Raw genomic sequence first — 23,605 nt, forward strand, 5'->3', positions numbered from 1 at the left:
GGAAGGGTGAAGGAGCGCGCGCATGTTTCAGAGTTTCGACGTGACCGCACGGCCCGAACAGGGGCCTCCACGGCTGAAGGCTCTGCGCGAGGTGATGCTGACCGAGGGGCTCGACGGGTTTCTTGTCCCGCGCGCGGATGCGCATCAGGGTGAGTATGTCGCCCCGCGCGACGAGCGGCTCGCCTGGCTCACCGGCTTCACCGGCTCCGCCGGGTTCTGCGCCGTGCTGACGGACGTGGCCGGGGTGTTTATTGATGGCCGGTATCGCACGCAGGTGAAGGCGCAGGTTGCGGCTATCTACACGCCTGTGCCCTGGCCCGACATCAGCCTGAGCGCGTGGCTGCAGGAGCAGATGCCGGAGGGTGGCGTCGTCGGCTTCGACCCCTGGCTGCACAGCGCCGGACAGATCGGAACGCTGCGCAAGGCGCTCGACGGCAGCGGTATCGAGATGCGCGTGCAGGACAATCTGGTTGATCGTATCTGGGAGGATCAACCCGAAGCACCGCAGGGCCGCGTGAAGGTGCATCCGCTTGAATTTGCGGGTGAAACCCATGATGCAAAGCGCGCGCGGCTGGCCGAAGATTTGCGCGAGAATGGGCATCAGGCAGCACTCATCACCTTGCCGGATTCGCTCTGCTGGCTTCTGAATATCCGCGGCTCGGACATTCCGCGCAACCCGGTGGCGCATGGCTTCGCGCTCCTGCAGGAGAGTGGCGCGGTTGAGCTGTTCATGAGCGCGGAGAAGCTCATCGAGGTTCGCGACCATCTGGGTAATGACGTGACGGTGCGCGCGCCCGATGAGCTGATGGCGGCGTTGGAGGGTGCACGTGGCCAGATCGTCGTTGACCGTGCCACCGTGCCCTTCGTGCTCGCCGATCTGCTGGGCGACCGGGCGGTCTATGCGGGCGATCCCTGCGCGTTGCCCAAGGCGCGGAAAAATCCGGCCGAGATCGAAGGTGCCGCCGGCGCCCACCTGCGAGATGGGGCTGCGGTGGTGGAACTGCTCGCCTGGCTTGACGCGCAACCCGCAGGCAGCCTCCGGGAGACCGAGGTGGTCACAAAACTGGAGACTCTGCGGCGGAACGACAACGCGCTGCAGGATATCAGCTTCGAGACCATCGCAGGCGCAGGCCCCAACGGGGCGATCATGCACTACCGCGTCACCGAAGAGACCGACAGCATGCTGGAAGACGGCGAGCTGATCGTCATCGACAGTGGCGCGCAGTATCTCGATGGCACGACGGACATCACCCGCACCGTTGCGATTGGCGCGCCGCCCGAGGAGGCTTGCGCGGCCTTCACCCGGGTGCTGCAGGGTATGATCGCCATGAGCCGCCTGCGCTGGCCCCAAGGGCTCGCCGGGCGCGACATCGAAGCCATCGGGCGCATGCCGCTCTGGCTCGCCGGGCAGGATTTCGACCATGGGCTGGGCCACGGGGTGGGCGCCTATCTCAGTGTGCATGAGGGGCCGCAGCGGCTTGCCCGAACCAGCCATGTGCCGATCGAGGCGGGCATGATCCTGTCGAACGAACCGGGATATTATCGCGAGGGTGCCTTTGGCATCCGCATCGAGAACCTGATCGTGGCGCAAGAAGCGCCGCACAAGCCGGGCGGCGATGAGCATCGAAACATGCTGAACTGGCGCACCCTGACCTTCGCCCCGATTGATCGGCGGCTGATCGTCACCACGATGCTCACGGACGGCGAGCGCGACTGGCTCAACAGCTATCACGCTGAGGTTGCGGAAAAAATCGGACCCCGCCTATCGCCGGGCGCAAAAACATGGTTGGATGCCGCAACTGCGCCGATCTGATGCCGCGACCTGCGTCATCTTCTTGTTACAGCCGGTGCGGATAGAGACAACCGTCACGAGGGGGAGACGCAGTCATGGCCGATCACATCACCATCCGCAAAGCCGAAGGCACATGGAGCGTCCGCGCCGGGGGGGCCGTTCTGGGCGAAAGCGCCGATGCGCTGGAACTGAAGGAAGGAGATTACCCGCCGGTGATCTACTTCCCCCGTGGTGACATCGCGATGGCCTTCCTCGACCGGACCGAGAAGTCGACCCATTGCCTGCACAAGGGCGATGCAAGCTATTTCTCCGTCGTGACAAAGAGTACAACGCTGACAGATGTGGCCTGGTCCTACGAGACCCCCAAGGACGGCGTCGCACGCATCAAGGATCATCTCGCCTTCTACACCAATGGTGAAGTGACGGTGGAACAGATCTGATCAGGAGTGCTCTTCGGCGGCGGTCGCCGCCAGCGCCCGATTATAGACCTTGAGCGCATCCACGTGGAAGAGCGCGCCCTGCAGTTCAGGCGGCGCGGCATCGCTGCTGAGGGTGACCACGGGGATGAACCGCACACCGGTCTCGAAAATCGGCATTGCGGATTCCAGCGTCGCGTTGCTGTCCACATAGACGCCCTCGCGGATCATCTCCCAGCATTCCTCTTCCGATGCCGCGCGCGCGTGGTCCATCGGTCGCATCACGGGCCCAACCCGGAACATCGCCAGCAGATAGGCCTGCGGCCCGGCAGCGAGGTGGATGCCGCGACGTTCAAGCTGCGTGAGGAAGAAGCTGCGGTCGACCAGCCGCGAGGAGAGCGCGGTGGACGTGGACACGGCGACCATCACCGCAAGGCCGGTCTGCCAGTCGCCCGTGAGCTCAAAGACGATCAGGGTGGTCGAGATAGGTGCCCCCAGCACCGCCGCGGCCACAGCGCCCGTTCCGGCGAGGGCATAGAGCGAGATCGAGCCCGAGACCTCCGGAAAGATGCTCGTCGCGATCAGCCCGAAACTCAACCCGGTGAGCGCGCCCACCATCAGCGAGGGTGAGAATACCCCGCCGCCCATACGGCCCCCCATGGTGATCGCCACGGCAATGGCCTTGAGCACAGCGAAGACCACCGCTTCGTGCAACAGCAACTGCCCGTCCATGGCCAGGAAGGTCGTCTCATAGCCGACGCCGATGATATGTGGGTACCAGATCGCGATCCCGCCCAGCATGGCCCCGGCAATGGCGGGCCGCAGCCAGCGGGGGATGCCGGTTTTCTCCTGCACCTTGTTGCCGAAATCATCGGCCCAGAAGATCCCCTTCATGAAGGCCACGGCGACCAGGCCGCAGACAAGGCCAAGGAGCAGGTAGGCGGGCATCTCCTGGTAAAATTGCACCTCGTTCACGGTGGTGAGGCTGAATTCCGTGACCCCGCCAAACTCCAGCCGGTTGATCACGGTGCCCGCCGCACTGGCGATGACGATGGGGGCGAAGGCATGCACAGCGAAGTGGCGCAGCACCACCTCCAGCGCGAAAAGCGCGCCCGCGATGGGCGCGTTAAAGCTCGCCGATACGGCGGCGGCGACGGCGCAGCCCAGCAGATCGCGCCCGGTGATCCCGTCGGCATGGATGCGGCGGTTGACCCAGGTGGAGATCACCGCGGCAAGGTGCACCACTGGCCCTTCCCGCCCGGTCGAGCCACCGGTACCCAGCGTGATCATCGAGGCCAGCGCCGAGGCGAGGCCCGCGCGCGTCTCGACCCGCCCGTCATGCATCGCGGCGCCGTGGATCACATCCGCCACCGACCGGGCGCGCGCATCCTTGGTGAAGATGTGCAGGATGATGCCCACCACGAGGCCGCCGCAAATCGGGATGATCAGCACTAGGTACCAGGGCAGCGATTCTGCAAAGCTGTGCAGCAGGCGGACGTCTTCGGTGCCATAGAGCGAGGTTTGTAACGCGTTTACGCCCTTGCGGAAGAACAGCGCGGCGAAGCCTGCGGCGATCCCGATCAACAACGCGATAAACCAGAACTGGATCTGGTTCGGCCCACGGTGCCGCAACAGGCGCAGCCCATCCCGGCAGGTGGTCAGCGCTATATCGAGCTGCTGAGATAGAACGGATCGCGGCGGGCTGGACATCTATACGTACTCTGGCTGTACCCTCTCTAGGCCAAGCCGCGCATGGGGAAAAGCCCTTTGGCCGCCCCTACCCGGCGAGCAGTGCACGGGCCGCGCCCCGTGCCTCTTCGGTAATCGTGTCGCCCGACAGCATCCGCGCGATTTCATCGACACGCTCGGGCGTTGGCAAGGGTGTCACGGTCGAGGTGGTCATGCCCTCGGCCACGCGTTTTTCGACCCGCCAGTGATGGGCGCCGAGGGCCGCAACCTGCGGGGAGTGGGTGACGACCAGCACCTGCCCACCCGCAGCAATCGCCGCAAGCCGCCGCCCCACGGCATCGGCGGTTGCCCCACCTACGCCGCGGTCGATTTCGTCGAAAATCATGGTGAGGCCCGACTGGCCCTTGGTCAGACAGACCTTGAGCGCCAGCAGGAACCGGCTGAGCTCGCCGCCCGAGGCGATCTTGTTGAGCGGTCCCGCAGGCGCGCCGGGGTTCGTGGCCACGGTGAAGGCCACCAGATCGGCGCCATCTGGACCGGGGGTGTCGGGCGTGATCTGGGTCTCAAAGACCGCGCGCTCCATCTTGAGCGGTGCGAGCTCGGCGCTGACCTCCGTGTCGAGGGCGCGTGCGGCCTTGGTCCGCGCTTGGGTCAGGGCTGTGGCTGCGGCGTCATAGGCCGCCTGGGCGTCCCGCAGTGTCTTGTGCAAGGCCGCCACATCCGCGTCCCCGGCATCCAGCGCGGCGAGCTTATCCCGCAGCGTTCCGGCGAAATCTGCGAGATCATCGGCCAGCACGTCATGCTTTCGCGCCAGCGCACGGATCGCAAAGAGCCGCTCTTCGGTGTTTTCCAGATCGGTCGGATCGAAGGACAGACCTTCGATCGCCGTGGCAATGCCGGACGTAGCCTCATCAAGCTCGACCAGCGCGCGGGAGAGCGCTGCCATCGGTGCCTCCAGCGCGCCATCGGCTTGCTCGGCTGCGCCATCGAGCCAGCGTAGGGCTTCGCCCAACGCCGCTTCGGCTCCCTGATGGCCAAGGATCTCATGCGCGCGCACCACGTCGCTGCGGATCTTCTCCGCGCTCTGCATCGCACGGCGGCGGGTATCGAGCGTCGCCTCTTCACCGGGTTCCGGCGCAAGCGCGTCCAACTCGGCCACCGCATGGCGCAGGAAGTCCTCTTCCTCCCGGATCGCAGCCACGGCGGCTTCGGCAGCGGCGAGCGCCTTGGCCGCCTGTGCCTTGGCAGTCCATGCCGCACGGCAGGCGGCGCGCGCCTGATCGAGGTCGCCGAATGTGTCGAGGATGGCGCGATGCCCGCGCGGGTTCAGCAGCCCGCGGTCGTCATGCTGACCGTGCAGCTCCACCAGCGTCTCCGAGAGCTGTCGTAGAACCTCGCCGGAGCACCGCCGGTCATTGACCCAGGCGGTCTTGCGCCCATCGGCAGTGTTGATGCGGCGCAGGATCAGCTCGTCTTCCACCGGAAGCCCGGCCTCGTCCAACACAGCACGCGCGGGATGATCCTCTGGCAGGTCGAACCAGGCGGTGACCTCGCCCTGCGCTGCCCCCTGCCGCACGAGATCCGCCCGCCCGCGCCAGCCGAGCACGAAGCCCAAGGAGTCCAGAAGGATGGATTTCCCGGCCCCCGTCTCACCGGTCAGTACGTTCAGCCCCGGCTGAAAGCTCAACTCCAGCCGGTCGATGATCAGCATGTCGGTGATATCAAGCCCGCGCAGCATGTCCGCCACCCGTCATGGCCGTGGGATCAGAGCCATTCGCCCTTCACCGTCTGGCGATAGACCTGCCGCAACCAGCTGTCGCCCGCCGCCTCGAGCGTCAGCCCCTGCCCTGTGAGCAGCGCAAAGCTGTCCTCGTACCAATCGGTCGAGCGGTAGTTGAAGCCGAGGATCGCGCCCGCAGTCTGCGCTTCGTCCGTGAGACCGAGCGACAGATAGGCCTCGACCAGCCGGTGCAGCGCTTCGGGTGTGTGCGTGGTTGTCTGGAAATCCTCCACGACAACCCGGAACCGGTTGATCGCCGCAGTGTAGTGGTTGCGCCGTAGATAGTAGCGCCCGATCTCCATCTCCTTGCCCGCCAGATGGTCGAAGGCGAGATCGAACTTCAGGATGGCGGAGCGCGCATAGTCGCTCTCCGGATAGCGCTCGATCACCTCTCGCAGGGCCTGCAACGCCTGAAAGGTCAGCCCCTGGTCGCGGCCGACTTCGTCGATCTGGTCGTAGTAGCTGAGTGCCAGCAGATACTGCGCATAGGCCGCGTCATCGTCTTCCGGGTAGAAGTCGATGAACCGCTGCGCGGCTGAGCGGCTGTTCGGATAGTCTTGATCGCGATGATAGGAGAACGCCTGCATGATTAACGCGCGTCGAGCCCAATCGGAGTACGGGTAAAGTCGTTCGATTTCCGAGAAGAAGAAGGCTGCGTCATCTGGGCGGCTGCGGTTCAGCTCGAACTCGCCACGCTCGAAAATCTGTTCGGCGGAATAGGTCTCAAGCGGGATTTCTTCGGGGTTGAAGAAGTTGCGCGCGCCGCCGCCGTCTCTGCCACCGCATCCAGCGACCAGCGCCGCCGCCAGCAGTGTCGTGATCACCCGCTTTCGCGACCCAAGCTTACTCATGCTTTGCCACCTTCGTATCAAACCCCAACGCAGCCCGCTGCGCGCACTTGAGAGGTCCTAGCACAGAAAATTCGAAGGCAAAACGCCCATTGCGCGCTTTGTGACCGGTGGTGTCATCTCTGTGCCGAAGGAAAATGGTCGCCGACATGCACACGTGCCGAAGGCCCGTTACGCAACCGCCGGAATCTCATCCCAGACGAGACCGTAGCCTGGCAGGCGGCGTGCTGTGCTCTTGTCGCAGATCACCATGCGCACCGCATCGGGCGTTGCAAAAAGCTTGCGCAGCAGTGTGTTGGTCAGAGAGTGGCCCGCGCGGACACCGGTGTAATGTCCGATCAGTGGTGCGCCCGCCAAGGCGAGATCTCCCAGCGCGTCCAGCATCTTGTGACGCACGGGCTCATCCTGATGGCGCAACCCGCCGGGGCTGAGAACACGGTCGCCATCGAAGACCACCGCGTTTTCGCCGGGCGTGCCGCCCAGAGCGAGACCGTTTGCGCGCATGGCGTCCACATCCGCCTGACGGCAGAAGGTGCGGCTGTCGCAGAGCTCGCGGGCAAAGCTTCCGTTGTTCATGACCAGAGACTTCTTCTGGTGCCCGATCGCCGCATCCGCGAAGTCGATCTCGAAGTCGATCCGCAGCGTATCGGCGGGCGCCAGAGTGGCGGTGGCCTGACCATCCGTCACGGTGACCTCTTTGAGAACTTCGAATGCCCGAACGGGTGCGGGCAGCGTCCGCAGACCGCGCTGCATGATGCCACGCACAAAAGGTGCTGCGGATCCGTCAAGGATCGGGACTTCCGGGCCATCGATTTCCACCAGCGCGTTGTGCACGCCACAGCCCGCGAGGGCGGCCATGATGTGTTCGACTGTCGAGACCTGGAGACCGGCAGGATTTTCGATCTTGGTGCAGAGTGGCGAGCGCAGAACAGCATCCCAGCGTGCCGGGATCAGCCGGTCGCCAACCGCGACATCGGTGCGGGAGAACCAGATCCCATGCTCCGCCATGGCAGGACGGATGGTGACCGTCGCCTTGCGACCTGTATGCAGGCCACAGCCGGAAAAGCTGATGGGTGATTTGATCGTCGTCTGCACAATTGCCCCACAATACCTCTGAGCCTTTCGACCCTCTTGGCACCGTACCTATGGATTGACCCTAGTGGGCTCAACTCAATCTTTGCAACGGACTGAAACACAACTGTTACATTTGAGCACAAACACGCCTGCACGCCATTAAAATGATGATTTTAAATAAAAAATGGGCTGCGAAGATGCAGCCCATTTTCAGTAATTCGTGAAGGGATCAGTTCGCTTGACGGCGCAAAAACGCGGGAATTTCGATGCGTTCCTGGTCCGGATCGACCTGATCCTGCGGCACTTGAGCGGGCTCGGCTGCGCGCTGTTGCACAGGCGGCTGCTGGCGTGGCGCGGATGGTGCGCCCGCCTCGGCATGGCCTGTCATGCGGTTGATCAGCGAGTTGATCCCGAAGCGGGGGCGGTCGCCGTCTGACGCGGCGGGCGCCGCTGCCGGGCGCGGCGTGGGGTGAGGCGCGGCCTTCTGGGCCGCAGCTCGCAGTCGCGCCATCGCCTCAGGCGACGGAGTGCCCGGGGTCGGTGCGCGGGGCGCCACGAAGTCATCCGGCTGGGCCGGCTCGTCCACGCGCGTGGGCTCGAATGCGGCCACCTGCGGCTGGTAGGCCGGCGCCGGGAGGTCGTCCTCCTCCTGGGGTGCACTCGGTGCAAATTCAGGCTCGGCTGGCTCTGTCGCAAAGCCCCGGGCCTCGTCCATGTCGCTGAACAGCGAGGGCTCTTCCGCGGCTTCCGCCACGACGCTCTCCTGCGGCTCCGGCACCTCGGTCATCGCCGCGACAGGCTCTTCTTCTGCCGACACCACAGGCGTCAGCGGCTGCGAGAGCGACCGGCGCGGGACGGGCATTTCCGTGTTCACATCCATGGCGTCGATGCCTGTCGCCACGACGCTGACGCGCATGATGCCGCCCATATCGGTGTCGAGGGTGGACCCCACGATGATATTGGCGTCCGGATCGACCTCTTCGCGGATCCGGTTCGCCGCCTCATCAAGCTCGAAGAGCGTCAGATCGTGGCCGCCGGTGATGTTGATGAGCACGCCTTTCGCGCCACGCAGGCTGATTTCGTCGAGCAGCGGGTTGGCGATGGCCTTCTCGGCAGCCTGGATCGCGCGATCTTCGCCGTCGGACTCGCCGGTGCCCATCATCGCCTTGCCCATCTCGTCCATCACGGCCCGCACATCGGCAAAATCGAGATTGATCAGGCCTGGCCGCACCATCAGGTCGGTCACGCCTTTAACGCCCTGGTGCAGAACGTCATCGGCCATGGAAAATGCTTCGGTGAAGGTGGTTTTTTCGTTGGCCAGACGGAACAGGTTCTGGTTCGGGATGATGATCAGCGTATCAACGACTTTTTGCAGCGCCTCGACACCGTCTTCGGCCTGGCGCATCCGTTTGGCGCCCTCGAACTGGAACGGTTTGGTCACAACGCCCACAGTCAGCACGCCAAGCTCGCGCGCAGCCTGCGCGATGATCGGAGCCGCGCCGGTGCCGGTGCCGCCGCCCATACCGGCGGTGATGAAGCACATGTGCGCGCCGGCCAGATGGTCGACGATCTGCTCGATGCTCTCTTCCGCGGCGGCCGCGCCAACGCTCGGGCGCGCGCCCGCGCCCAAACCTTCAGTGACCTTGACGCCCAGCTGCACGCGGTTGTCCGACTTGGCTTGCTGAAGCGCCTGCGCGTCGGTGTTGGCCACCACGAACTCGACCCCGTCGAGCTCTTTCTCGATCATGTTGTTGACCGCGTTCCCACCAGCGCCCCCCACACCGAACACGGTGATCCGTGGTCTGAGGTCGGTTTGTCCGGGCATCGAAAGAGTAAGGGTCATGAGATATCCGCCTGTGCTGCTGCCCCGCATTCGCGGGCGTTTTTGGGTGCCTATTCCGGCTCAACCCTACCCTCACACCACCCTAGGGTCACGCAAAAAACGCAAAATTGCCACAAAATATGGGTTAAATTCCGCCTTTACGCCCCGATGACAGGGGGTATTGGCAAGATGTCGCGCAATCGCGCGCAACTAACACTAGAAAGCGCACAAGGGAATCGGTCGCAGGCCGAACCTACGCTGCGCGAGTCGCGCTGTTTTCGAATGTGCGGACGACTGCTCGACCGCCTTGGGCCTCTCACGGGCCTTAACTCTTTGGTAACACACTGGCTTTGCTGCGTCACCCTTGATTCTTGTTACCAGTTGTCCCGGAACCAGCGCACCGCGCGCTTGAGGGACCGGCTGGGATAGCGTTCGGCGGGGATGTCGAAATCCCACCATTCGTCCTGTGGATGGGCCGCGAAGAGCGTGAGCCCGACCACGGAGGCAAAGCTTGGGCCAGTGGCGACCTGTGGCAGGCCGTGCACGCGCAGGGGGCGCCCGAGCCGCACCTGCTGGCCCAGGATCTTGCTTGCGAGCCCGTCGAGCCCAGGGATCTGGCTGCCGCCGCCCGTGAGCACGATCTGCTGGCTTGGCAGGTGGTCGAACCCGGCGGCATCGAGCCGCGCGCGCACCTCTTCGAGGATCTCCTCGACGCGCGGGCGCATGATGCCAATGACTTCGGCACGGCTGGCGGTGCGGCGGTCATGCTCGAAGTCGCCGGTATCGCCACCGATCTCAATCATCTCGCGATCGTCCATGCCCGTCGCGTGCACGCCGCCATGCATTGTCTTGATCCGTTCGGCCATGGACATGGGCACCTGGAGCCCCATTGAGATGTCGCCGGTCACGTGATCGCCGCCCATGCGCACCGAATCCGCATAGATCATGTGTTTCTTGATGAAGATCGACACGCCAGTCGCGCCGCCTCCGAGGTCGATACAGGCGGCGCCCAACTCCTGTTCATCTTCCACCAGCGCGGCGATGCCGCTGACATAGGCCGAAGAGGCGATGCCCGCGAGTTCCAGATCACAGCGCTTGATGCAATGGGCGAGGTGCTGGATGGCCGAGCCATCGACCGTGAGCATGTGCATATCGACCGACAGCGCATTGCCAAGCTGGCCGCGCGGGTCGCTGAGACCCGAACGATGATCGAGCGCGAAGTTCACCGGCTGGGCGTGCAGAACCTCGCGGCCTACCCCGTAGTCGGGCACGTCGCAGGCTGCGAGCACGCGGGCCACGTCCTGCTCATCGACCGTGTCACCCTCGAGCGCGATCTGTGCGTCGAGCCCGTAGGAGCGCGGATCAGCTCCCGCGAAACAGGCGATCACATGGTCGACCCGGATACCCGCCATCTTCTGCGCGCCCTGCAGAGCAGTGCGGATCGCGCGTTCGGTCTCCTGCATCGCGCAGATCTCGCCAAAGCGCACGCCGCGTGAGCGGGTGGTGGCAGCGCCGATGACGCGGAATTGCGACTGGCCGGCGAGCGAGCCGATCTCGCCCTCCTCGCCCAGATCGCCCATACCATCGAAGCGCAGCACGAGGCAGGAGATCTTGGAGCTGCCCACGTCCAGAATGGCCACCACGCCGCGTTGCATGGCCGCCTTGCGCATGTTCCGCATCTGGCGCTGGCTCTCGTATAAATCCATAGTCTACTGCCCTGAAATGGTCTTGATTTCCCACCACAGCGTGGCGGCCTGTTCACTCATCTGCACCGTGGGCCGTGCTCCCAACCGCAGATCAACCCGCGCGATGTCACGCGCCAGCATGTCCTGTGCGGCGTCGAGCGCAATCACACGTTCCAGCGCCTCAACCGCGCCCTCTTCGGGCAGAAGGATGCGCTGGCCCCGGTTGAGCACCACGTCCCAGCGCCGCTCGCCCATGCGCACGAGGCCGCGCAGGCGCCCGCCCAGAGGCGCCGCCGCCCGGTAGAGGTCCAGCGCCTCCTCGATTTGGGCTTCAGCGCCCTTGCCCGCAACGACCAGCAGATCGGCCCGATCCATGCGTTTGCCAAGCTTGCCCAGATGCGCGCCGGTGATGTCGATCAGCGTGAGCCCGGCGCCGCTGCGCCAGATCGCCACCGGCGTGCGGGGCGTCACATCGACCTGCAGGATACCGCCGGGGCGAATACGCACGCCCACGGATTTGACCGGCGGCAACCCGGCGATGGTGTCGCGGATGTCCTTGAGGTTGAGATCAAAGGAGCTGACCGGGAAATCGAGTGGGACCACCTCGCGGATGTCCTCCGCCAGAGTGTCGTCACCCCCGTCGATGGCCATCAGCTGGACCATGAACTCGGGGCGCGTCTCGAAGCTGGCGCGCGCTTCGGCCACGGTGTCGTGGATCATCTGGCGGTTGGCCTCCTCGGACAGCCACCAGGTGGCCAAGCCGAAAGTCAGCGCCATGGGCACACCGGCGCGCAGCAGGAGCAGGAAGGCCGGGGTCAGCATCAGCCGCTGCATCCGCCAGGCCCAGCGGGAGGGCGCGGGATCGCAGGGACCGGGGCGGCGACGTCTCAGCGATTGCATGAGGCGTCCTCCACCATCCAGGCGCAGAGCTGGCCGAACGTCATTCCGCAGGCCTGGGCCTGCTCGGGGGTGAGCGAGGTCTCGGTCATCCCGGGCTGTGTGTTGGTCTCGAGCAGGATCAGACCGTCGGCGCCGCGCCCCTCATCCCATCGGAAATCGGTGCGGCTGACACCCCGACAGCCCAGGGCCTCGTGCGCCCGCAGCGCGTAACCCATGCAGAGATCGAAGATATCGCTGGGCACATCGGCGGGCACCACATGGCGCGAACCGCCGGGCTTGTACTTGGCGTCATAGTCGTACCAGCCATCGGTCAGGATGTCGGTCACCGTCAGCGCCCGGTCGCCCATCACGGTGGTCGTCAGCTCGCGCCCCGGTGCATAGGTTTCGACCATCACGTCGGCGGGCATGTCCTCGGAAAGCTGCGGCGGGCCGTTGGCGCCATCGTGCACCAGATAGATGCCGACGGAGGAGCCTTCGTTGTTCGGTTTGACCACATAGGGCGGCTCCATCACGTGGCGGGCGCGCACATCATCGGCGCGTGCCATGACGCTGTGGACCGTCGGCAGGCCAGCGGCGGCAAATGCGTCCTTACTGCGCTGCTTGTCCATGGCGAGCGCGGAGGACAGCACGCCCGAGTGCGAATAGGGTAGGCCCATCCACTCCAGCAGACCCTGCACACAGCCGTCTTCGCCCCAGCGGCCGTGCAGGCAATTCAGGATGGCATCGGGCTTGAGATCGGTCAGGACGGCGCAGAGGTCGGGGCCTGCATCGACCTCGACCACCTCGTATCCTTCTCCCCGCAGGGCGGCAGCGCAGGCTGTCCCGCTCGACAGCGACACTTCGCGCTCCGCCGAAGGGCCGCCCATCAATACCGCCACACGTTGGGGTGTCCTGCTCGACTGACCCACGCTGGTGCCTCTTTGCCGGGCCTTTCGCGCCCTTGGTTTTGCCTCATGTGTCCGGCTTTTTGCGCCGGTTCACCGCCTTAGTTTTCTGCGTTCAGTCTTCGAGGATCGTGGTTAACAGGCCGTTAAGCCACAGGGTCTCGGTCACCTATGCGCATGATTTCCCATTCTAGCGTGATCCCGCTTTGAGCGTAAACCTTTTTTCGTACCGCCTCGCCCAATCCCTCAAGGTCCGCCGCTGTGGCGTCCCCGGTGTTGATCAGAAAGTTTGGGTGCTTCTCGCTCATCTGCGCCCCACCCTGCCGCGCGCCGCGCAGGCCCGCGTCATCGATCACCTTCCAGGCCTTGAGGTCGTGCACATCATCCGCACGGCCCGTCGAGGAAAAGCCTGCGGGGTTGCGGAAGGTCGATCCGGCGCTGCGGTCCTTGGTGGGTTGCGTCGCGTCGCGCTTGGCGAGTTGCTCGTCCATGCGCGCGTGCAGCGCTTCAGGGTCGCCCTGTGGCGCCTCGAAGGTCGCCGCTGTCAGCACGCAGCCCTCGGGCAGCGCGCTGTGGCGATAGGCGAACTGCAGATCCTCCGGCGTGAGCGTGACCACCTCTCCGGCCCGCGTGACTGCCTGCGCCTCGACCAGCACATCCGCCGTGTAGCTGCCATAGCAGCCCGCGTTCATGCGCACCGCGCCGCCGATGCTGCCGGGGATCGTGCGCAAGAAGGTGAGATCGAGGCCTGCATCCGCAGCTTTCTTTGCCACATGCGCATCAAGCGCTGCAGCACCCGCCGTGACGCGCGTGCCAGCGATGTCGATGGCGTTGAAGCCGCGCCCCAACCGGATTACCACCGCGCGCAGCCCGCCATCTCGGACGATCAGGTTGGAGCCCACGCCCATCGGAAACACCGCCACATCTTCGGGCAGAACCGCGAGGAAGGCGCAGAGGTCGTCCAGATCGGCGGGCTGGAACAGCCAGTCCGCCGGCCCGCCGACGCGCAGCCATGTGAGATCGCTCAGGGCGCGGTTGGGCGTCAAGCGGCCACGGACGTCGGGCATGGTGGTCATGCGCGGAAACTAGCGCAGCGTGCGGCGTTTGATCCAGCGCCCGAGGTAGATCACCGGCCAGCGCAGCACCGACATGCCCGCCGCCATCACCAGAATGCCTACCCAGGGCCCGTGCTGCCAGGTCACATAGCCGACAATCGGGATGCCCACGGTGATCAGCATATAGGCGTTGCGCCAGTGGTGGTCCTTGCTGGGCGTCATGGCGAGCACATTGGCTACCACGGCCCAGACGGCGGCCAGGATGAGAGACAGGCTCATTTCGGGATCTCCGGTCTTTGCCCGCGCGCGCGGGCAACAAAATAGCGCAACGGGTTACGATACATGGACACAAACGCAAAAAGCGCGAGGGCGGCGGCCAACCAGTTGAACGCGGCGCCGACCCAGACAATCAGAACAGGCGCCGCGATCAGCAGGGCCACGCCGGGCACATACTGGTGGCGCATGGGCAGCATGGCCCCAAGTGCGGAGGCAAAGACCCAGGCGATGCAGGCCCAGAGGAGCATCACGCGGCCCCTTTGCGCAGACGGTCAGGCAGGCCGTTGGCCCAGGTGCTGATCGTGCCCGCGCCGAGGCAGACGACCATGTCGCCAGGGCTCGCCTGTTCCCGCACGAGACGTTCGAGGTCGTCCTCGCCCACCACGGCACGGGCGTGGCGGTGGCCGTGGCGGATGAGACCTGCGACCAGATCGTCGCGGCTGGCGCCCTCAATGGGGTCTTCGCCCGCGGCATAGACCTCGGCGATACCGACCACATCGGCGTCGTTGAAACAGGCGCAGAAGTCGTCAAAGAGGCTCGACAGCCGGGTGTAGCGGTGCGGCTGGTGCACGGCGATCACGCGGCCCTCTGTGGCCTGCCGCGCGGCTTTCAGCACCGCGGCAATCTCAACCGGGTGGTGGCCATAGTCATCGATGATCGTCACGCCCTCAACGTCTCCGACGCGCGTAAAGCGTCGGTTAACGCCGCCAAACTTGGCTAACGCAGTGCGGATCTGCTCGCCCTTCATGCCCAGATGCCGGGCCACCGCTACGGCTGAGAGCGCGTTGGAAACGTTGTGATCGCCCGGCATCGGCAGCGAACACTCTTCGATCACAATACCTTCAGCCTGTAGGGCCACGTCGAAATGCGCAACGCCGTTCTTATAGGTCAGGTTCACCGCGCGCACATCGGCCTGGGCATTGAACCCGTAGGTGATCACGCGGCGGTCGGTGATCTTGCCGACCAGCGCCTGCACCTCCGGGTGATCGGTACAGCAGACGGCGACGCCGTAGAAGGGGATGTTCGAGACGAAATCGAGAAACCCCTGCCGCAGCGTGTCAAAATCGCCCCAGTGCTCCATATGCTCGGGGTCGATGTTGGTCACGATGGCGATGGTTGCGGGCAGGCGGTTGAAGGTGCCGTCGCTCTCATCGGCTTCGACCACCATCCATTCGCCCTCGCCCGCCCGCGCGTTCGAACCATAGGCGTGGATGATCCCGCCGTTGACCACGGTGGGGTCGAAGTCGCCCGCGTCGAGCAGGGTCGCCACCATCGTGGTCGTCGTCGTCTTGCCGTGCGTGCCTGCGACAGCGATGTTGGATTTGAGGCGCATGAGCTCCGCCAGCATCTCGGCCCGGCGCACGATGGGCAGGCCTTGCGCGCGGGCGGCGTCCAACTCGGCATTGCCCGGCTTGATCGCGGAGGAGATCACGACGACCTCGGCGTTCGAGATATTCTCGGCGCTCTGGCCCTCGAACACATGCGCGCCCAGTTCTTCCAGGCGCCGGGTGATGGGCGTGGATTTCAGATCGGAGCCCTGCACGGTGTAGCCGTGGTTCAGCAGCACCTCGGCAATGCCCGACATGCCGATGCCGCCGATGCCGACGAAGTGGATGGGCCCGACGTCGCCGGGCAGTTTGGTCGCTGCACTCATGTCTCTTGCCCCTTTGCTGTCAGATGCTCGACCATCCCGACCAGCGCCTCGGTCGCATCCGGTTTGCCGCATTTCGCTGCCGAGCGCGCCATCTGCATCGCCGCCTCCGGATTGTCCAGCACTGAAAGGATCTGTTCCGCCACGGCATCCACCTCGAGCCGGCTTTCCGGGATCATGATCGCCCCGCCCGCCTCGACCAGCCCGCGCGCATTGGCGGTCTGGTGATCGCCTGTGGCGGCTGCGAAGGGGATAAGGATCGACGGGCGGCCAATCACGGTGAGGTCCGCTACCGACGAGGCTCCTGCCCGGCTGATCACAAGTTGTGCCTCGGTCATGCGACGCGGTACATCGTGGAAGAAGGACTGCACCTCGGCCTGGATGCCATTGTCGGCATAGAAGGCGGCGACGCGCTCCTGATCCTCTTCGCGGGCCTGATGGCTGACGCGGATGTTCTTGAGCATCGCCATCGGCAGGGCGGCAATCGCGGGCGGGATCACGTCGCTGAGGATACGGGCGCCCTGGCTGCCGCCGATCACGAGCAGCTCCATCGGGTAGTCGCCGGGCGAGATGTACCCCGCCTCGGAGCGTTCAAGGATAGCGCTGCGCACCGGGTTGCCCGTGTGATGGCCGTCGACACCGTCGGGCAGATCGGTGGGCCATGTGCCGCAGGCGATGGCATCCACACGGGAGGCAAAGGCGGTGTTGACGCGGCCCAGAATACCGTTCTGTTCGTGGATCATGCGCGGCAGCTTCATCAGGAAGGCCGCCGAGAGCGCGGGGATCGTCGGGTAGCCGCCAAAGCCCACCACCACGTCAGGTCGGTCGCGCATCATGCCCCAGAGCGCGCCGACGACACCGCCTGCAATCTGGAAGGGAACCAGCAGCTTCGACAGGATGTTGCCGCGCGCGAAGGTGCCGCTGTTGATCTGCGAGATCTCGGTGCTGTGCGGGAAGCCGGACGTATAGCGCGCGCCACGGGCGTCGGTGCTGAGCTTCACCCGCCAGCCGCGATGCAGCATCGCCTCGGCCAACGCTTGGGCCGGGAACATATGCCCGCCGGTGCCGCCAGCCGCGATCATCAGAAGGGGCTGGTCGCTCATCGGGTGCGACCCCGGACCAAAAGATCGCTGATCTCGCCTTGTGGACGTGTGCGGGTGAAGGCCAGCAGCATCCCCACGGCCAGACCGCTGGCGATGACAGACGACCCGCCATAGCTCACAAACGGCAGCGTCATACCCTTGGCAGGCAGCAGGCGCACGGCCACGCCCATGTTGATCATCGCCTGCACGCCCAGCGTACAGGCCAGACCCGTGCCCGCCAGCCGGATGAACGGGTCGCGTTCCCGCACCAGCCGCATGAGCGAACGCACCACCACGGTGGCGTAAAGCGCAATGATCACCAGCACGAGGATGAGCCCGTATTCCTCGGCAGCGACCGCGATGATGAAATCCGTATGCGCGTCGGGCAGTGACCATTTCACCTGCCCCTCGCCGACGCCAACACCAAAGAAGCCGCCCTCCTGAATGGCGTTCGTCGCATAGCCCAATTGCGTGCGCGGATCGATGTCGGGGTTCAGAAAGCCGTCGATCCGGCGGGCGAAGTGTTCCGAGTTGGAGTAAGCAATCGTGCCGCCAAAGACGGCCAGCAGGGCCATGCCCACGAGCAGCACCATGGGCGCTCCGGCGACGAAATACATCACGCCCCAGGAGAACAGCACCAGGCAGGCCTGCCCGAAGTCGGGCTGCAGGATCAGCATCGCCACGATCACGAGGCAGAGCGCGAAGGACCAGGTGCGTCCCGGCGGGCCGTTGAGGTCCATCGAGGCGGCCATCATCCAGGCACCGACGATGACGAAGCCCGGTTTCAGGAACTCCGACGGCTGGATCGCGGCAAAGCCCAACCCGTACCAACGCACAGCACCCTTGCCAAAATCGGTGCCGAAGAACGGCAGAAATGCCAGCGCAACAAAGGCCACCAGGAAGCCCAGCACAGCCAGCCGCCGAACCAGCACTGGCGACATCATCGAGGTGATGATCATCGCAATCAGGGCGATCCCGCCAAAGGCCGCCTGTCGCTGCACATAGTGGAAGGGCTCGAACCCATTCTTGGCCGCCAGCGGGGGGGACGCCGCGAGCCCCAGCAGAAGCCCCACCGCAAAGAGCATAAGGATGCAGGACATCGCCCATTTGTCGATGGTGCGCCACCATTTCGGCAAGATCGGCTCGCCATCGCGAACCGGAACTGCGCCATAGACCATTTCCGTCATGGGGTCTGCCTTAGATCGTTACACTGCCTCAAGCGCCCCGTTGTTCAGGGTCTGCTGGCGGCACCCTAGCGTCATTTTGTCCACAGCGCTAGCCTGAACCCTTGCTATCCTGTGCATTTCGCGCCAGTTGGCGGCGATGCAAGTGGACGTGGCGATCATAGGTGCGGGGGCAGCGGGCATGATGTGTGCCGCCCATACCCCGGGGCGCGTGCTGATCATCGATCACGCGAAGGCGCCGGGCGAGAAGATCCGGATCTCTGGCGGCGGGCGCTGCAACTTCACCAACCTGCACTGCGGCGCGCATGCGTTTCTCTCGGGCAACCCGCATTTCGCCAAATCTGCGCTGGCCCGCTACACCCAATGGGATTTCATCGATCTTGTCGATCGGCACCGCATTGCCTGGCATGAAAAGACCCTTGGGCAGCTCTTCTGCGACACCTCCGCCAAGGAGATCATCGCTATGCTGCGCGGCCTGATGCAGCAGAACGGGGTCGATCTGCGGCTGCAGGCGAGTGCCGCGAATTTTGCCAAGACGCCTGACGGCTTCCGCTTCACGCTGACCGCGGATGGCGGCACGCGCGACGTGCTGGCCAAGACCCTGGTGATGGCCAGCGGCGGCAAATCCATCCCCAAGATGGGCGCCTCGGGTCTCGCCTATGAGGTCGCCGCCCAGTTCGGCCTGGCCGTGACCGAGACACGCCCCGCGCTGGTCCCCTTCACCTTCCCGGAAAGGCGCTTTGCCGAAATCTCCGGCGTGGCCGCTCCGGCACAGGTCACAGCGGGGGCACAGATTTTCGAAGAGGCCCTGCTCTTCACGCATCGGGGGCTGTCGGGCCCGGCGGTCCTCCAGGCCTCCTCCTACTGGCGTGAGGGTGAAGAGATTTCCGTGAACCTGAGCCCGACCATCAATCTGTTCGATGCGCTGAAAACCCAACGCGCCGCCTCGGGCCGCCGTAACCTGACGACTGCCTTGGCCGCGCATCTTCCAGCGCGGCTCGTCGATCACCTCGCGCCCCAGATGCAGCTCTCCGGCAACCTCGCGGATCAATCCGACAGCCGGCTCGGCGAGATCTGCGCGCAGCTTTCGGATTGGCGTCTGAAGCCCGGCGGCACCGAAGGCTACCGCACCGCCGAGGTGACGCTGGGTGGCATCGACACCGATGCGCTCTCGGCAAAAACCATGGAGGCGAAAGCCGTCCCGGGCCTTTTCTTCATCGGCGAAGCGGTGGATGTGACGGGCTGGCTTGGCGGATACAACTTCCAATGGGCGTGGTCTTCGGCCATGGCCGCCGCCCGCGCCCTGAGCGCGTAACCCCTTCACCCTTCGACAAATACTCCCGCCGGAGGCGGGCCAACCGGCCCCGCCGCCGCACCATCATAGATAGCGCGCAACCTCGGCCACGAAATCCTCGCCGCGCTGCTCGAAGTTGTCATACTGGTCAAAGCTCGCCGCGGCGGGCGCCAGAAGCACCACGTCGCCCGGTTCCGCCTCGGCGACGGCCTGCGCCACCGCCTGCGCCATCGTCGTGCAGACCTCGGCCTCGACGGGCAGCTTGAGCGCAAACCCCGCGGCTTCGCGCCCGATCACATAGGCCTTGCGCACCGTGCCCGCCTGCAAAGCGCCGAGCCCGCCTTCCTTCTCGAGCCCACCGCAAATCCAGCGGATGTTCTCGAAGGCCGAAAGCGCCTTTGCGGCCGCATCCACATTGGTGGCCTTGCTGTCGTTCACGAAGCGGACGCCGTCCTTCTCGCCCACCAGCTGGCTGCGATGCGGCAGGCCCGCGAAGCTGTGAAAGGCCGCTTCGATGACCTTGGGCGCGAGACCGAGCGCACGGCAGACCGCATAGGCGCAGCAGGCGTTCTGGTGATTGTGCGCGCCGGGCAGCCCGGGCACGGGGCGCAGGTCGATGGAGCCTGCCTGTTTGCCCTTCCGATACTCGGACAAAAATCCTTTGCGCGCAAAGGCTTGCCACCCCGGACCGGTCAGTTTTTCAGCCACCGAAATGCGGATGACCCGGTCATCGGCGCGGCCTTCGCTGAGCTGACCTGCGAGATAGCGACCCTCGGGTTCATCGACGCCGATGATGGCCCGGTCGGGGCCGCCTTCCGCAAAGAGCCGTCGCTTGGCGGCAAAATACCCGCCCATGCCGCCGTGGCGGTCGAGGTGATCGGGCGAGAGGTTCGTGAAAACGGCGATATCCGGGGTGAGGCTGCGCGCAAGCTCGGTCTGGTAACTGGAGAGCTCCAGCACCACCACCTCGCCATCGATGGGCGGCTCAAGATCGAGCACGCCGCGCCCGATGTTGCCCGCAAGCTGGCAGGGGCGCCCGGCCTCAGAGAGGATGTGATGGATCAGCGCCGAGGTGGTCGATTTGCCGTTCGAACCGGTGACGGCAACGACGCGGGGGGCGACGTCAAATTTGTTCCACGCATCCGTGGCAAAGGATTGAAAAAAAAGGCCAATATCGTTGTCGACTGGCACGCCCGCAGCCATGGCGGCGGCGACCACGGGGTTGGGTTCGGGGTAGAGATGCGGGATGCCTGGGCTGACGATCAGCCGGGCGATATCCTCGAAATCGCGGGGGCTCTTGAAGGGCAGGCAGGTGAAGCCTTCGGCCTCGGCGCGGTCCTTTGCGGCGGGATTGTCATCCCAGCAGATCGGCGTCGCGCCTCCGGCAGCAAGGGCGCGGGCGGCGCTGAGGCCCGAGCGGCCAAGGCCCAGAACAGCGACCTTGTGCGATTGCAAACCTCTGACTGGAATCACGCAGCCTCTCCTTCGATGGTTCCGCGACACTGCCGCCCGGAGCCGCCGGGGGCAAGGTGGTTAACGCGGCGCTCTGGGGCTGCGGGCGGTGTGTGCGGCGACTCGGCAACGCACGCCATGATGAACAGGGGGTTTGGCGCGAAACGGAACGTCGGTATCACGTCGGTATTTTGTCGGTATCGCGTCGGTGCGAAGATCGGTTTCGGGTGCGGTTAAGAGGCCGCGCGCTGGTGCCGTTTAACCTTTTCTGGGCACGACAGGCGATGTCTGCGAGGGCTGCGACTGCACCCTGCGGCGCAGGTCTCGGGCGGACGCGCTCGGTTAGTCGGCCTCAATTGTGCAAGGATCGAAAGGCAGGTCGCCAAGCTCGCGCTGTGTCATCCCCCGCAGCGCCGGGTGAGACAGCGGATCGCGCCGCCACCGCCGCGCGAGATCACCAGACCAGCACGGGGCAGCTCGGTGAAAGGGCCATCGGAACAGGGTGGGACGGGACAGTCGCATCATGGCGATATCATCGCACAAAGAGGGGTCGGCGAGCATCGACTTCCCCAGCGAATGCCTTTAGAAAAACTAAATGCGCCAACTGAACCGTATCCCCCTGTCCTCCCTCCGCGCGGTCGAGGCGATTGGGCGTATCGGCACGCTGGCCGGAGCGGCGGAGGAGCTGGGCGTCACGCAGGGCGCGGTCAGTCAGAGGCTGGCCAAAGCGGAACGCGACCTCGGGCTCCGCCTGTTTCATCGGCGTCCTGCCGGTCTGTCGCCGACCGAGGCCTGTGCGCAGATCCTGCCGCGCCTTACGTTGGGCATGGAGAGCCTGGCGGCAGCGGTCGATCAGATGTCGGCACACAACCGCCAGAGCCTCGTGGTGTCGGTGGCGCCGATCTTTGCAAGCCGCTGGCTGATCTGGCGCATCCGCGATTTTCACGAGCAGGAGCCGTCGATCAGCATCCGGGTGGAGCCGCGGGCCGAGGTGGTTGATTTCCGCAGCTCGGAAGTGGATGTCGGCCTGCGCGTGGGCCTCGCCCCCGGAGAGGGGGTTCGGGCGTCAAAGCTGCTGGATCAGCGGGTGTTCCCGGTCTGCTCGCCGGAGCTGGCCGCACGGATCGAGACGCTGGATGACCTTTTGGCCTGCCCCATCATCCGGGAGAACGAAGACCTGTTTGGCTGGGACATCTGGTTGAAGGACAAGCACGTGACATTGCCCGAGGACGCACCCGGACCGACCTATGCGGATGCCTCCTTGTGCCTGGATGCGGCGCTGACAGACCAGGGCGTGTTCATGGCCTGGGAGACGCTCGCCTGCGACATGCTGGCCATGGGGCGGCTGGTCGCGCCTTTTGCGGACCGCCGCGAGACCGGGCAGGCCTATTGGTTCGTGTCGAATGGGACCACACCGCTGCGGGAGCCGGTTCGCAAGTTCCAGGACTGGCTCGAGCGGGAGCTGGCCCAATCGGTGAGCGAATGGCAGTCGGACAGTCCGGGCTGAGAAGCGCCTGCCCCGCAAAGCAGATGGTGCGATGGCGGGCCAGCCTGTTGGTCGGGCGCAACGTGGTGCGCGCAGACCAGTGACGGCGGCTATCTGACCTTCAGCGTGGCCAGCCCAATCATCGCGAGGATCAAGGAGATGATCCAGAAGCGGATGACGATGGTGCTCTCGGCCCAGCCTTTCTTCTCGTAGTGGTGATGGATCGGGGCCATCAGGAAGACGCGCTTGCCGGTGCGTTTGAAATAGAGCACCTGGATGATCACCGACAGCGCCTCCACCACGAAGAGCCCGCCGACGATGGCGAGCACGATTTCGTGCTTGGTGGAGACCGCGATGGCGCCGAGGGCGCCGCCGAGCGCGAGGGACCCGGTGTCGCCCATGAAGACCGCAGCGGGAGGTGCGTTGTACCACAGGAACCCGAGGCCGCCGCCAAAGAGGCCGGCGCAGAAGATCAGGATTTCGCCGGTGCCGGGCACGTAGTGCACGTCGAGGTATTCGGTGAAGTCGACCCGGCCCACGGCATAGGCGATCACGCCCAGCGTGCCCGCGGCGATCATCACCGGCATGATGGCGAGCCCGTCGAGCCCGTCGGTGAGGTTCACGGAGTTCGCAGCGCCCACGATCACGATCATGCCGAAGGGGATGAAGAACATGCCGAGGTTGATTAGCACGTCCTTGAACACCGGCAGTGCAAGGCGGCCTGCGAGGGGGTCGTATTCGGCGACGCGGGCGGCGAGGTCGATGTCATTGCTGGCGTGGATCGACATGGCCCAATAGGTCGCGATGCCCGCGATGATGAAGCCCAGAAGCAGCCGCACCTTGCCCGGCACGCCTTTGTGGTTGCCCTTGGAGACCTTGGCGTAATCGTCGGCAAAGCCGATGGCGGCAAAGCTGAGCGTGACGCCGAGCACGATCCAGACGAAGGGGTTGTCGAGCCGGGCCCAGAGGGCGGTGGAGGTGACCAGCGCCCCGACGATGAGCAGACCGCCCATTGTGGGGGTGCCGGCCTTGGCAAAGTGGCTTTCGGGGCCGTCATCGCGGATGGGCTGGCCCTTGCCCTGGCGCTTGCGCAGCACCGCGATCAGCGGGCGCCCGAAGAGGAAGCCGAAGACCAGTGCGGTCAGGAAGGCGCCACCGGCGCGGAAGGTGATGTAGCGGAAGAGGTTGAAGAAATCCCCTCCGTCCGACCAGAGCGTGAGCCAGTAGAGCATGCC

At 65.2% G+C, this 23,605-nt stretch carries 20 protein-coding genes; 4 read left to right on the forward strand and 16 right to left on the reverse strand.

What is annotated here, in order from left to right:
- Positions 1 to 22 precede the first annotated feature (22 nt).
- The gene (locus tag ACVC7O_RS13755) at positions 23 to 1,813 is read left to right on the forward strand and encodes an aminopeptidase P family protein (protein WP_458322686.1); all 1,791 of its coding nucleotides are present in this window, start codon (positions 23 to 25) and stop codon (positions 1,811 to 1,813) included.
- Between the two features lie 74 nt (positions 1,814 to 1,887).
- Entirely contained in the window at positions 1,888 to 2,232 is a 345-nt protein-coding gene (locus tag ACVC7O_RS13760; RefSeq protein WP_458322687.1) for a DUF427 domain-containing protein, read from the forward strand.
- Here ACVC7O_RS13760 and ACVC7O_RS13765 read toward each other — a convergent pair whose 3' ends face one another.
- The 14 genes from ACVC7O_RS13765 to ftsW all read right to left on the reverse strand — a co-directional run bounded on the left by ACVC7O_RS13765 (position 2,233) and on the right by ftsW (position 18,141).
- Positions 2,233 to 3,918, reverse strand: a complete 1,686-nt coding sequence (locus ACVC7O_RS13765) for a chloride channel protein (RefSeq protein WP_458322688.1) — start codon at positions 3,916 to 3,918, stop codon at positions 2,233 to 2,235.
- Positions 3,919 to 3,985: 67 nt separating this feature from the next.
- Positions 3,986 to 5,635 carry a DNA repair protein RecN gene (gene recN / locus ACVC7O_RS13770; protein WP_458322689.1) on the reverse strand — a complete coding sequence of 550 codons (1,650 nt, stop codon included), beginning with the start codon at positions 5,633 to 5,635 and terminating at the stop codon, positions 3,986 to 3,988.
- Positions 5,636 to 5,661: 26 nt separating this feature from the next.
- Positions 5,662 to 6,528, reverse strand: a complete 867-nt coding sequence (locus ACVC7O_RS13775; protein ID WP_458322690.1) for an outer membrane protein assembly factor BamD — start codon at positions 6,526 to 6,528, stop codon at positions 5,662 to 5,664.
- A 168-nt stretch (positions 6,529 to 6,696) separates the two neighbouring features.
- A complete protein-coding gene (gene lpxC, locus ACVC7O_RS13780) occupies positions 6,697 to 7,620 on the reverse strand; it encodes a UDP-3-O-acyl-N-acetylglucosamine deacetylase (protein WP_458322691.1) in 924 nt (307 codons plus the stop codon).
- Between the two features lie 208 nt (positions 7,621 to 7,828).
- Positions 7,829 to 9,442 carry a cell division protein FtsZ gene (gene ftsZ / locus ACVC7O_RS13785; RefSeq protein WP_458322692.1) on the reverse strand — a complete coding sequence of 538 codons (1,614 nt, stop codon included), beginning with the start codon at positions 9,440 to 9,442 and terminating at the stop codon, positions 7,829 to 7,831.
- Between the two features lie 353 nt (positions 9,443 to 9,795).
- On the reverse strand, positions 9,796 to 11,100 hold the full coding sequence (gene ftsA, locus ACVC7O_RS13790; RefSeq protein WP_458326096.1) for a cell division protein FtsA: 1,305 nt from the start codon (positions 11,098 to 11,100) through the stop codon (positions 9,796 to 9,798).
- A gap of 30 nt (positions 11,101 to 11,130) precedes the next feature.
- Positions 11,131 to 12,006 carry a cell division protein FtsQ/DivIB gene (locus tag ACVC7O_RS13795; RefSeq protein WP_458322693.1) on the reverse strand — a complete coding sequence of 292 codons (876 nt, stop codon included), beginning with the start codon at positions 12,004 to 12,006 and terminating at the stop codon, positions 11,131 to 11,133.
- Positions 11,994 to 12,872 (reverse strand): D-alanine--D-alanine ligase, encoded by an 879-nt coding sequence (locus tag ACVC7O_RS13800; protein WP_458322694.1) that lies wholly within the window; start codon positions 12,870 to 12,872, stop codon positions 11,994 to 11,996. The genes ACVC7O_RS13795 and ACVC7O_RS13800 overlap by 13 nt, the downstream gene beginning before the upstream one ends.
- A 164-nt stretch (positions 12,873 to 13,036) precedes the next feature.
- Entirely contained in the window at positions 13,037 to 13,966 is a 930-nt protein-coding gene (gene murB / locus ACVC7O_RS13805) for a UDP-N-acetylmuramate dehydrogenase (protein WP_458322695.1), read from the reverse strand.
- Positions 13,967 to 13,975: 9 nt separating this feature from the next.
- Entirely contained in the window at positions 13,976 to 14,224 is a 249-nt protein-coding gene (locus tag ACVC7O_RS13810) for a DUF2484 family protein (protein ID WP_458322696.1), read from the reverse strand.
- Complete coding sequence (locus tag ACVC7O_RS13815; protein ID WP_458322697.1) at positions 14,221 to 14,469, reverse strand: DUF2484 family protein; 249 nt, start codon at positions 14,467 to 14,469, stop codon at positions 14,221 to 14,223. Before ACVC7O_RS13815 ends, ACVC7O_RS13810 begins: the two co-directional genes overlap by 4 nt.
- Positions 14,469 to 15,875 (reverse strand): UDP-N-acetylmuramate--L-alanine ligase, encoded by a 1,407-nt coding sequence (gene murC / locus ACVC7O_RS13820; protein ID WP_458322698.1) that lies wholly within the window; start codon positions 15,873 to 15,875, stop codon positions 14,469 to 14,471. The genes ACVC7O_RS13815 and murC overlap by 1 nt, the downstream gene beginning before the upstream one ends.
- Positions 15,872 to 16,975: a UDP-N-acetylglucosamine--N-acetylmuramyl-(pentapeptide) pyrophosphoryl-undecaprenol N-acetylglucosamine transferase gene (locus ACVC7O_RS13825; protein WP_458322699.1), complete on the reverse strand. Its 1,104-nt coding sequence runs from the start codon at positions 16,973 to 16,975 to the stop codon at positions 15,872 to 15,874. Before ACVC7O_RS13825 ends, murC begins: the two co-directional genes overlap by 4 nt.
- The gene (gene ftsW / locus ACVC7O_RS13830) at positions 16,972 to 18,141 is read right to left on the reverse strand and encodes a putative lipid II flippase FtsW (RefSeq protein ID WP_458322700.1); all 1,170 of its coding nucleotides are present in this window, start codon (positions 18,139 to 18,141) and stop codon (positions 16,972 to 16,974) included. The genes ACVC7O_RS13825 and ftsW overlap by 4 nt, the downstream gene beginning before the upstream one ends.
- A gap of 136 nt (positions 18,142 to 18,277) precedes the next feature.
- Here ftsW and ACVC7O_RS13835 point away from each other — a divergent pair, with 136 nt between their 5' ends.
- Positions 18,278 to 19,453 (forward strand): NAD(P)/FAD-dependent oxidoreductase, encoded by a 1,176-nt coding sequence (locus ACVC7O_RS13835; protein ID WP_458322701.1) that lies wholly within the window; start codon positions 18,278 to 18,280, stop codon positions 19,451 to 19,453.
- 63 nt (positions 19,454 to 19,516) lie between these two features.
- On the opposite strand, the gene murD is transcribed toward ACVC7O_RS13835, so the two are convergent.
- Positions 19,517 to 20,905, reverse strand: a complete 1,389-nt coding sequence (gene murD, locus ACVC7O_RS13840; RefSeq protein WP_458322702.1) for a UDP-N-acetylmuramoyl-L-alanine--D-glutamate ligase — start codon at positions 20,903 to 20,905, stop codon at positions 19,517 to 19,519.
- A 574-nt stretch (positions 20,906 to 21,479) separates the two neighbouring features.
- Here murD and ACVC7O_RS13845 point away from each other — a divergent pair.
- Entirely contained in the window at positions 21,480 to 22,391 is a 912-nt protein-coding gene (locus tag ACVC7O_RS13845) for a LysR substrate-binding domain-containing protein (RefSeq protein WP_458322703.1), read from the forward strand.
- An 89-nt stretch (positions 22,392 to 22,480) separates the two neighbouring features.
- Here ACVC7O_RS13845 and mraY read toward each other — a convergent pair whose 3' ends face one another.
- A complete protein-coding gene (gene mraY / locus ACVC7O_RS13850) occupies positions 22,481 to 23,602 on the reverse strand; it encodes a phospho-N-acetylmuramoyl-pentapeptide-transferase (RefSeq protein WP_458322704.1) in 1,122 nt (373 codons plus the stop codon).
- Positions 23,603 to 23,605: the final 3 nt, after the last annotated feature.

The sequence above is a fragment of the Roseobacter cerffii genome, from assembly GCF_054226325.1.

Bases quoted from the DNA above. Each gene is read 5' to 3' on its own strand.
- ACVC7O_RS13760 (WP_458322687.1), top strand. From the start codon at position 1,888: ATGGCCGATCACATCACCATCCGCAAAGCCGAAGGCACATGGAGCGTC.
- ACVC7O_RS13835 (WP_458322701.1), top strand. From the start codon at position 18,278: ATGCAAGTGGACGTGGCGATCATAGGTGCGGGGGCAGCGGGCATGATG.
- ftsZ (WP_458322692.1), bottom strand. From the start codon at position 9,442: ATGACCCTTACTCTTTCGATGCCCGGACAAACCGACCTCAGACCACGG.
- ACVC7O_RS13845 (WP_458322703.1), top strand. From the start codon at position 21,480: ATGCGCCAACTGAACCGTATCCCCCTGTCCTCCCTCCGCGCGGTCGAG.
- murB (WP_458322695.1), bottom strand. From the start codon at position 13,966: ATGACCACCATGCCCGACGTCCGTGGCCGCTTGACGCCCAACCGCGCC.
- murC (WP_458322698.1), bottom strand. From the start codon at position 15,875: ATGAGTGCAGCGACCAAACTGCCCGGCGACGTCGGGCCCATCCACTTC.
- ACVC7O_RS13765 (WP_458322688.1), bottom strand. From the start codon at position 3,918: ATGTCCAGCCCGCCGCGATCCGTTCTATCTCAGCAGCTCGATATAGCG.
- mraY (WP_458322704.1), bottom strand. From the start codon at position 23,602: ATGCTCTACTGGCTCACGCTCTGGTCGGACGGAGGGGATTTCTTCAAC.
- ftsA (WP_458326096.1), bottom strand. From the start codon at position 11,100: ATGCGGAACATGCGCAAGGCGGCCATGCAACGCGGCGTGGTGGCCATT.
- ftsW (WP_458322700.1), bottom strand. From the start codon at position 18,141: ATGACGGAAATGGTCTATGGCGCAGTTCCGGTTCGCGATGGCGAGCCG.
- ACVC7O_RS13795 (WP_458322693.1), bottom strand. From the start codon at position 12,006: ATGCAATCGCTGAGACGTCGCCGCCCCGGTCCCTGCGATCCCGCGCCC.
- ACVC7O_RS13800 (WP_458322694.1), bottom strand. From the start codon at position 12,872: ATGGGCGGCCCTTCGGCGGAGCGCGAAGTGTCGCTGTCGAGCGGGACA.
- ACVC7O_RS13755 (WP_458322686.1), top strand. From the start codon at position 23: ATGTTTCAGAGTTTCGACGTGACCGCACGGCCCGAACAGGGGCCTCCA.
- ACVC7O_RS13825 (WP_458322699.1), bottom strand. From the start codon at position 16,975: ATGAGCGACCAGCCCCTTCTGATGATCGCGGCTGGCGGCACCGGCGGG.
- ACVC7O_RS13810 (WP_458322696.1), bottom strand. From the start codon at position 14,224: ATGAGCCTGTCTCTCATCCTGGCCGCCGTCTGGGCCGTGGTAGCCAAT.
- recN (WP_458322689.1), bottom strand. From the start codon at position 5,635: ATGCTGCGCGGGCTTGATATCACCGACATGCTGATCATCGACCGGCTG.
- ACVC7O_RS13815 (WP_458322697.1), bottom strand. From the start codon at position 14,469: ATGCTCCTCTGGGCCTGCATCGCCTGGGTCTTTGCCTCCGCACTTGGG.
- ACVC7O_RS13775 (WP_458322690.1), bottom strand. From the start codon at position 6,528: ATGAGTAAGCTTGGGTCGCGAAAGCGGGTGATCACGACACTGCTGGCG.